Source organism: Streptomyces sp. NPDC058964 (genome assembly GCF_042741275.1).
GTDB lineage: Bacteria > Actinomycetota > Actinomycetes > Streptomycetales > Streptomycetaceae > Streptomyces.
In genome coordinates, this window is sequence record NZ_JBHYKH010000599.1 from 1 (window position 1) to 2,013 (window position 2,013).

A 2,013-nucleotide genomic window follows, 5' to 3' on the forward strand; every position below is an offset into this window, starting at 1 on the left:
AGTCCCCCAGCGGGTGTTGTCTTTGGACCCCCGGGCGGGGGTGTTTTGGGTGACGGCGTGCGCGACTATCGGGTGGGCTCGGCCGGGGGGGTCCTGTTACCAAGAGGCTGTTCCTTTTCCGGCCCCGCCGCTCAGTGCCGAGTTGAGCATCGCGCCCCAGGAGATGCCGGTGGGGTCGCCCAGACCGAGGAAGGTCAAGGTCGCCTCGGACAGGATCGCGGAGGCCACCGTCAGCGTGGAGGAGACCAGGATCAGCGGGGTGACGTTCGGCAGGACGTGCCGCAGCATCACCTGAGGCCCGCCCGCGCCCAGCGCCCTGGCTCGCTCGATGAACGGCTTGGCCTCCACCGCGAGGGTCTGTGCGCGCACCAGCCGGGCCGTGGACGACCAGCTGGTCACCGCGATGGCGATGGTGATGGAGGCGGTGCCCTGCCCGATCACCGCCGACAGCGAGATGGCCAGCGGCAGGCTGGGCAGCGCGATGAACCAGTCGGTGAGGTGCATCAGCGCCCTGCCGATCCAGCCGCCGTAGTGCCCGGCGACCAGGCCGACGGCGCTGCCGAGCACCACCGTCAGCACGGTCGCCATCAGACCGATGGACAGCGAGGAGCGGGCTCCCCAGATGACCAGCAGCAGGATAGAGCGCCCCTCCTGGTCGGTGCCGAGCGGATAGCCGTCGGTGGGGGAGTGCAGCGAGGGGCCGTCCACCTTGATGACGTCGAGGTCGTTGCCGGAGATGAACAGCGGCGCGCACAGGGCGAGCAGGCCGAACACGACCAGGATGCCGAGGCCCGCCACGCCGGAGCGGATGCGCACGAAGGACCGTACGAAGGCGCTGAATCCGTTACGGCGCGGCTTCGCCGCGATCATTGCGACCGGCGCGGGGCCGGCGTCCGGCAAAGGGGGTGAGACGGTCTTGGTGGGTTCGCGGTGGGTCACTGGGCACGCACCCGGGGGTCGAGGAAGCGGTAGATCACGTCGGCGAGGAGGTTCATGAGGATCACCGACGCGCTGAAGACGATGAACGTGCCCTGGAGCAGCGGCAGATCGGGCACCTTCAGGGCCTGGTAGCTGAGCTGGCCCAGGCCCGGCCAGGAGTAGACGGTCTCCACGGTGATGGCGCCGCCGAGCACGGTGCCCAGGTGCATGAAGATCATGGTGACCGAGGGCAGCAGCGCGTTGGGGACGGCGTGCCTGCGCCGTACGTCGTCGTCACGCAGCCCCTTGGCCCGCGCGGTGAGCAGATAGGGGCTGCCCAGCTCGTCGATGATCGACGATCGCATGACGGCGACGTACTGGGCGAAGACCACCAGGACCATGGTGACGCAGGGCAGGACGAGGTGTTCGGCGACGTCGAGGACGTGGTCCAGGCCGCCGGTGATCGCCGGGTCGCTCATCCCGCCCGCGGGCAGGAAGCCGGGGATCGGGCCGATGCCGACGCTGAAGGTGATCAGCAGGATCATGCCCAGCCAGAAGGTCGGCACCGACCACAGCGTCAGGGAGGCGCCGGTGGCGATGCGGTCCAGCCAGCTCCCGTGCCGCCAGCCGGATCTGACGCCGAGCCAGAGGCCGAGCGCCACCGAGATGACGGTGGCGGTGCCCATCAGCAGCAGGGTCGGCCACAGCCGGTCGCCGATGAGTGAGCTGACCGGCTGCTGGAACTCCCAGGAGTCTCCCAGGTGACCGGTCAGGGTGTCGGTGACGAAGTGGAAGAAGCGTTCGGGCACCGACTGGTCCAGGCCGAGCTGGTGGCGCAGTTGCGCCATCTGCGCGTCGCTGGTGGGCCTGCCGCGGGTGATGGACTGCACCGGATCGGCCGGCATCAGGCTGAACAGGACGAAGCCGATGACGAGCGTGGCCAGGAAGCTGATCCCTGCGGCCACCAGCTTCGTGGCCAGGTAGCGCGGGAGTCCCGAGCCCTGCCGGCGGCCGAGGCCCGGCGCGGGCGCGGCGCTAGAGCCCCCCCCCCCCCCCGACAGAACAGGGTTTTGTAACACACAATCTCGCGTAGAG

At 69.6% G+C, this 2,013-nt stretch carries 2 protein-coding genes; both read right to left on the minus strand.

Going from position 1 to position 2,013, the window contains the following annotated elements; all coding sequences use genetic code 11:
* Positions 1-96: 96 nt before the first annotated feature.
* Positions 97-939, minus strand: coding sequence for an ABC transporter permease (locus tag ACFW2E_RS41165; protein WP_384475535.1), 843 nt, complete (start codon positions 937-939; stop codon positions 97-99).
* Positions 936-1,997, minus strand: a complete 1,062-nt coding sequence (locus ACFW2E_RS41170) for an ABC transporter permease (RefSeq protein ID WP_384475538.1) — start codon at positions 1,995-1,997, stop codon at positions 936-938. Before ACFW2E_RS41170 ends, ACFW2E_RS41165 begins: the two co-directional genes overlap by 4 nt.
* Between the last annotated feature and the right edge of the window lie 16 nt (positions 1,998-2,013).